This window comes from Enterobacter sp. Bisph1 (assembly GCF_000814905.1).
Lineage (GTDB): Bacteria > Pseudomonadota > Gammaproteobacteria > Enterobacterales > Enterobacteriaceae > Kosakonia.
In genome coordinates this window covers 151,090-157,760 of the sequence record NZ_JXAG01000030.1, presented here as the reverse complement: position 1 = coordinate 157,760, position 6,671 = coordinate 151,090, and the positions used below count along the sequence as shown (strand labels likewise).

The window sequence follows — 6,671 nt, the reverse complement described above, 5'->3', positions numbered from 1 at the left end:
GAGGCAAGGCGGCAAACGCAGGCAGGGAAGGAGCATACTGAAGTATGTGACTGACCTGGCAAGTGCAGCCAACGCCGCTTCAGTGGAAAAGATTCGTTTCGTGCACAGAATTTGCCTGGCGGCAACAGCGCGGTGGTCCCACCTGACCCCATGCCGAACTCAGAAGTGAAACGCCGTAGCGCCGATGGTAGTGTGGGGTCTCCCCATGCGAGAGTAGGGAACTGCCAGGCATCAAACAAGCAGAAGGCCATCCTGACGGATGGCCTTTTTGCGTTTCTTCCGCAGCCAGAACCCTGCAAAACCACTTAAGAATTTCGCGCTTTATCCTTTTATCTGCCTCACAGTGCGGATGCATTTACCCAATAGTCGTCTCCAGCCAAACCCTCCTGGCGGTAAGTAAGTGCCGATGGACTTAAATCAAACGCCATCCTTCAGTAATGGCAGCAAGCCATCAATCATTAATCAGGCTTAACAAAGCGCGTGACGTGAAAGTTTCTCACCTTCTACTTGCGGACTCGACATTTCGCCGATTCCTGGGTATCTTCGGCTATCTGGATGTCTAAACGTGTAAACGTATGCAGTGAGGATATAAGTTATGCCGATTCGGGTGCAGGACGAGCTGCCAGCCGTCAATTTCTTGCGTGATGAAAACGTCTTTGTGATGACCACATCGCGCGCAACGGTACAGGAAATTCGCCCGCTAAAGGTGTTGATCCTGAATCTGATGCCAAAGAAGATCGAGACAGAAAACCAGTTCCTGCGTCTGCTATCGAACTCACCGCTGCAGGTGGATGTGCGCTTGCTACGTATTGATGCGCGCGAGTCGCGCAATACGCCTGCGGAGCACCTCGATACCTTTTACTGTAACTTCGAAGATATCCGCGATGAGAACTATGATGGTCTAATCGTCACCGGCGCACCGTTAGGCCTGGTCGAATTTAATGACGTGGCTTACTGGCCGCAAATCGAGCAGGTTCTCGAATGGGCTAAAGATCATGTTACCTCAACCCTGTTTGTCTGTTGGGCAGTACAAGCTGCGCTTAACATTCTTTACGGTATCCCTAAGCAAACCCGCATTGAAAAACTCTCCGGCGTATACGAGCACCATATTCTCCAGCCGCACGCGCTGCTGACGCGCGGATTTGATGATGTTTTTCTGGCTCCGCACTCGCGTTATGCTGATTTCCCGAGCGCCCTTATCCGCGACTATACCGATTTAGAGATCCTTGCCGAAACGGAAGAGGGCGATGCCTATCTCTTCGCCAGCAAAGACAAACGGATCGCCTTCGTTACCGGCCACCCTGAATATGATGACAATACGCTGGCAAACGAATACTTCCGCGATGCGGATGCCGGTCTCAACCCTGAACTGCCCTATAACTACTTTCCGCAAAACGATCCGCAGAACACACCGCGCGCCTCCTGGCGCAGCCACGGCAATTTGCTGTTTATCAACTGGCTCAACTATTACGTCTACCAAATCACGCCATACGATCTGCGCCATATGAATCCAACGCTGGATTAAGCGTTTCAGCCCCTTATCTCAGGCACCTTCGGGTGCCTTTTTTGTTTGCGAAAATCACTTCTCAACGCATTTAAACTTTAACTCTTCTAAGATCAACACCTTAATTGCATTTTAAATTAAAAATGGAAATTGTTTTTGATTTTGGAAAGGTTATTGACCAGGATTGATCCTGCCGAACGAAAACTGCACAGCCGATCTTCGTTGGCATTGAGAACTGTCTTTGCTGCAAATATAAGGAACCGCACCATGACACAACAGGCAACAACAACCGATGAACTGGCCTTCACGCAGCCGTACGGTGAGCAAGAGAAGCAGATTCTCACCCCACAGGCCGTGGAATTCCTGAGCGAACTGGTGGCCCGTTTTACACCAAAACGCAATCAACTGCTGGCCGCACGTCTGCGTCAACAGCAACAAATCGATGCCGGTACGTTGCCTGACTTTATTTCGGAAACCGCTTCCATTCGTGACGGTGAATGGACTATTCGCGGCATTCCTGACGATCTTATCGACCGACGTGTTGAAATTACCGGGCCGGTTGAGCGCAAAATGGTGATTAACGCGCTGAATGCTAACGTAAAAGTTTTTATGGCGGATTTTGAGGATTCGTTGGCTCCCAACTGGGAAAAAGTGATCGACGGACAGATCAACCTGCGCGATGCGGTTAACGGCACGATTAGCTACACCAATGAAGCGGGAAAAATTTACCAGCTGAAACCGAACCCGGCGGTGCTGGTATGCCGCGTGCGGGGCTTACACCTGCCGGAAAAACACGTTACCTGGCGCGAAGAAGCGATTCCGGGCAGCCTGTTCGATTTCGCGCTCTACTTTTTCCACAACCATAAAAATCTGCTCGCCAAAGGCAGCGGCCCCTATTTCTATTTACCGAAAACCCAGTCCTGGCAAGAAGCGGCGTGGTGGAGCGAAGTCTTTAGCTTTGCGGAAGATCGCTTTGACCTGCCGCGCGGTACCATTAAAGCCACGCTGCTGATTGAAACGCTGCCTGCCGTATTCCAGATGGATGAGATCCTCCATGCGTTGCGCGACCACATTGTAGGTCTGAACTGCGGGCGCTGGGATTACATCTTTAGCTACATTAAAACCCTGAAAAACTACCCGGATCGCGTGCTGCCCGATCGCCAGGTTGTAACAATGGATAAACCCTTTCTCAGCGCCTATTCGCGCCTGCTTATCAAGACCTGCCATCGCCGCGGTGCCTTTGCGATGGGCGGCATGGCGGCGTTTATCCCCAGCAAAGATACCGAGCGCAATAACTGGGTACTCAACAAAGTAAAAGCCGACAAAGAACTGGAAGCAAAAAATGGTCATGACGGCACCTGGATTGCCCACCCAGGGCTTGGCGATACTGTAATGGAAGTGTTTAACGCCGCTCTTGGCGAACACAAAAATCAGCTGTTTGTTAGCCGCGAAGACGATGCGCCCATCACCGCCGAACAACTGCTCGCGCCGTGCGAAGGTGAGCGCACCGAAGAGGGGATGCGCGCCAACATCCGCGTGGCGGTGCAGTACATCGAAGCGTGGATTTCCGGCAACGGTTGCGTGCCCATCTACGGGCTGATGGAGGATGCCGCCACGGCGGAAATCTCCCGTACCTCCATCTGGCAATGGATCCACCACGAAAAAACACTCAGCAACGGCAAGCCGGTCACCAAAGCGCTGTTCCGCCAGATGCTGGCCGAAGAGATGCGGGTCATTCAGGACGAGCTGGGCGAGCACCGCTACAGCAGCGGACGTTTTGACGATGCCGCCCGCTTGATGGAGCAGATCACCACCTCGGATGAGCTGATCGACTTCTTGACCTTACCTGGCTATCGCTTGCTGGCGTAATCAGCAGGCTATTTCCTTCGCCATTGTCGGTCCCGACAGCAGGTAAAACCTGACTGCTGTCGGGACCAAATAGCTTTCACCAATAACGGCTGGGCTGCCAGACGTGAAAATATGGAGCATCTGCATCATGAAAACGCGTACCCAACAAATCGAAGAATTACAAAAAGAGTGGACACAACCGCGCTGGGAAGGGATTTGCCGTCCTTATAGCGCGGAGGACGTGGTGAAACTACGTGGTTCGGTCAATCCGGAATGCACACTGGCGCAACTGGGTGCGGCGAAAATGTGGCGTTTGCTGCATGGCGAATCGAAAAAAGGCTATATCAACAGCCTCGGCGCGCTCACCGGCGGGCAGGCTTTGCAGCAGGCAAAAGCGGGTATTGAAGCTATTTATCTCTCCGGCTGGCAGGTTGCCGCTGACGCCAACCTGGCCGCCAGCATGTACCCGGATCAGTCGCTCTACCCGGCAAACTCGGTGCCGGCGGTAGTTGAGCGCATCAACAATACCTTCCGCCGCGCCGATCAAATTCAGTGGTCTTCCGGGATTGAGCCGGGCGATCCACGCTTTGTCGACTATTTCCTGCCGATTGTGGCGGATGCCGAAGCCGGTTTTGGCGGCGTATTAAACGCCTTTGAACTGATGAAATCGATGATTGAGGCCGGCGCTGCGGCGGTGCACTTTGAAGATCAGCTCGCCTCGGTGAAAAAATGCGGGCACATGGGCGGTAAAGTTTTAGTGCCGACCCAGGAAGCGGTGCAAAAACTGGTGGCGGCGCGTCTGGCAGCGGATGTCCTGGGTGTCCCGACACTAGTGGTTGCGCGTACCGATGCGGACGCTGCCGATTTGATCACCTCGGATTGCGATCCCTATGACAGCGCCTTTATTACCGGTGAACGCACCCACGAAGGTTTCTACCGCACCGATGCGGGTATTGAGCAGGCGATTAGCCGTGGCCTGGCGTACGCGCCTTATGCCGATCTGGTGTGGTGCGAAACCTCCACCCCCGACCTTGAGCTGGCACGACGCTTTGCCGATGCGATCCATGCCAAATATCCCGGCAAGCTGTTGGCCTATAACTGCTCGCCATCGTTTAACTGGAAAAAGAATCTCGACGACAGCACCATCGCCCGTTTCCAACAGGAACTGTCCGACATGGGCTACAAGTTCCAGTTCATTACCCTCGCGGGCATCCACAGTATGTGGTTCAACATGTTTGATTTAGCCCATGCCTATGCTCAGGGCGAAGGGATGAAACATTACGTTGAGAAGGTGCAACAGCCGGAATTCGCCGCCAGCAACGAGGGCTATACCTTCGCTTCTCATCAGCAAGAAGTGGGCACCGGCTATTTCGACAAAGTCACCACCATTATCCAGGGTGGAGCCTCTTCGGTCACCGCGTTAACAGGATCGACGGAAGAAGCGCAGTTCTAATCGTCAACATGCCCGGCAGGATTCAGCCTGCCGGGCTTATGTCTGAGGGAATACGATGTCGCGTGGCCTGGAACTGCTGATTGCTCAAACCATCCTGCAGGGCTTTGATGCCCAATATGGTCGTTTTCTGGAAGTGACCTCTGGCGCGCAGCAGCGCTTTGAACAGGCCGACTGGCTCGCTGTCCAGCAGGCGATGAAGCAGCGCATTCATCTGTATGATCATCATGTTGGCCTGGTGGTTGAACAGCTGCGTTGCATCACCGACAGCCAAAGCCCGGACGCCGGTTTTTTACTGCGCGTCAAAGAGCACTACACGCAGCTACTGCCGGATTATCCCCGTTTTGAAATTGCTGAAAGCTTCTTTAATTCCGTGTATTGCCGTCTGTTCGATCACCGCTCCCTGACGCCCGAACGGCTATTTATCTTTAGCTCCCAGCCGGAACGCCGCTTTCGTACCATTCCCCGTCCGCTGGCGAAAGCTTTTTCGCCCGAGCGCGGTTGGGAAGTGCTGCTGAGCAAAGTGCTGTCCGATTTGCCGCTGCGCCTGCCGTGGCAGGATAAAGCGCGCGATGTGCGTTATATCACCGCCCATCTGCAGGAGACCTTCGGCAGCGAAATCCTGGCCCATTCACACTTACAGGTGGCGAACGAGCTTTTCTACCGCAACAAAGCCGCCTGGCTGGTTGGCAAACTGCACACGCCGATGGCGACGCTGCCCTTTTTATTGCCGATCCATCGCAGCGATGACGGCGAGCTGTTTGTCGATACCTGCCTGACCACCTATGCGGAAGCGAGCATCGTGTTTGGCTTCGCCCGCTCCTATTTTATGGTTTACGCGCCGCTGCCCGCCGCTACCGTGGAGTGGCTGCGGGAGATCCTGCCGGGGAAAACCACCGCTGAACTCTATATGGCGATTGGTTGCCAGAAACACGGCAAAACGGAAAGCTACCGCGAGTATTTACATTACATCAACGCCAGCGACGAGCAGTTTATCGAAGCGCCGGGGATCCGCGGCATGGTGATGCTGGTGTTTACGCTGCCCGGATTCGACCGGGTCTTTAAGGTGATAAAAGATCGCTTCCCCCCGCAAAAAGAGATGAGCGCCGCCCATGTGCGCGCCTGCTATCAGCTGGTGAAAGAGCATGATCGCGTGGGGCGCATGGCCGATACCCAGGAGTTTGAAAACTTCGTGCTGGAAAAAAGGCAGATCGCACCGCCGTTGATGGCGCTGCTGCTGGAGCAAGCGCCGGGTAAAATCACCGATCTTGGCGATCGCATCTCAATCAGTCATCTCTATATCGAGCGCCGGATGGTGCCGCTCAATTTGTGGTTTGAGCAGGTCAAAGGCCAGCAGTTACGCGACGCGGTAGAGGAGTATGGCAACGCCATTCGCCAGCTTGCCGCCGCCAATATTTTCCCCGGCGACATGCTGTTTAAAAACTTCGGCGTTACGCGCCACGGCCGCGTGGTGTTCTACGACTACGACGAAATCTGTTATATGACCGAGGTGAACTTCCGCGATATTCCCGCGCCGCGTTACCCGGAAGATGAGCTGAGCGCCGAGCCGTGGTACAGCGTGTCGCCAGGCGATGTTTTTCCCGAGGAGTTTCGCCACTGGTTATGCGCCGACCCGGAAATCGGCCCGCTGTTTGAAGAGATGCATGCCGATTTACTGCGTGCCGACTACTGGCGGGGCTTGCAGGCGCGCATTCGCGACGGGCATATAGAAGATGTTTATGCCTATCGCAAACGCCAGCGCTTCAGCCTACGCTTCGGCGCTGGCGTATTGCAGCCGGCGGGGTGATTTTACAGCCGTAATCTCTTATCCTTCAATCGCCTATCTTTTGCGCATGCCGTCTGGCATGC

General features: G+C 54.3%; 4 protein-coding genes and 1 rRNA gene. All 5 read left to right on the top strand.

Annotated elements, in window-relative coordinates:
- Positions 1–114 precede the first annotated feature (114 nt).
- The 5 genes from rrf (at position 115) to aceK (ending at position 6,609) form a co-directional block, all read left to right on the top strand.
- A 5S ribosomal RNA gene (gene rrf / locus RW65_RS06030) occupies positions 115–230 on the top strand.
- 365 nt (positions 231–595) lie between these two features.
- Positions 596–1,525: a homoserine O-acetyltransferase MetA gene (metA, locus tag RW65_RS06025; RefSeq protein ID WP_039055778.1), complete on the top strand. Its 930-nt coding sequence runs from the start codon at positions 596–598 to the stop codon at positions 1,523–1,525.
- 246 nt (positions 1,526–1,771) lie between these two features.
- Positions 1,772–3,373, top strand: coding sequence for a malate synthase A (gene aceB / locus RW65_RS06020; RefSeq protein WP_039055777.1), 1,602 nt, complete (start codon positions 1,772–1,774; stop codon positions 3,371–3,373).
- A 127-nt stretch (positions 3,374–3,500) separates the two neighbouring features.
- The gene (aceA, locus tag RW65_RS06015; RefSeq protein WP_039055776.1) at positions 3,501–4,805 is read left to right on the top strand and encodes an isocitrate lyase; all 1,305 of its coding nucleotides are present in this window, start codon (positions 3,501–3,503) and stop codon (positions 4,803–4,805) included.
- 55 nt (positions 4,806–4,860) lie between these two features.
- Entirely contained in the window at positions 4,861–6,609 is a 1,749-nt protein-coding gene (gene aceK, locus RW65_RS06010) for a bifunctional isocitrate dehydrogenase kinase/phosphatase (protein WP_039055775.1), read from the top strand.
- Positions 6,610–6,671 lie beyond the last annotated feature (62 nt).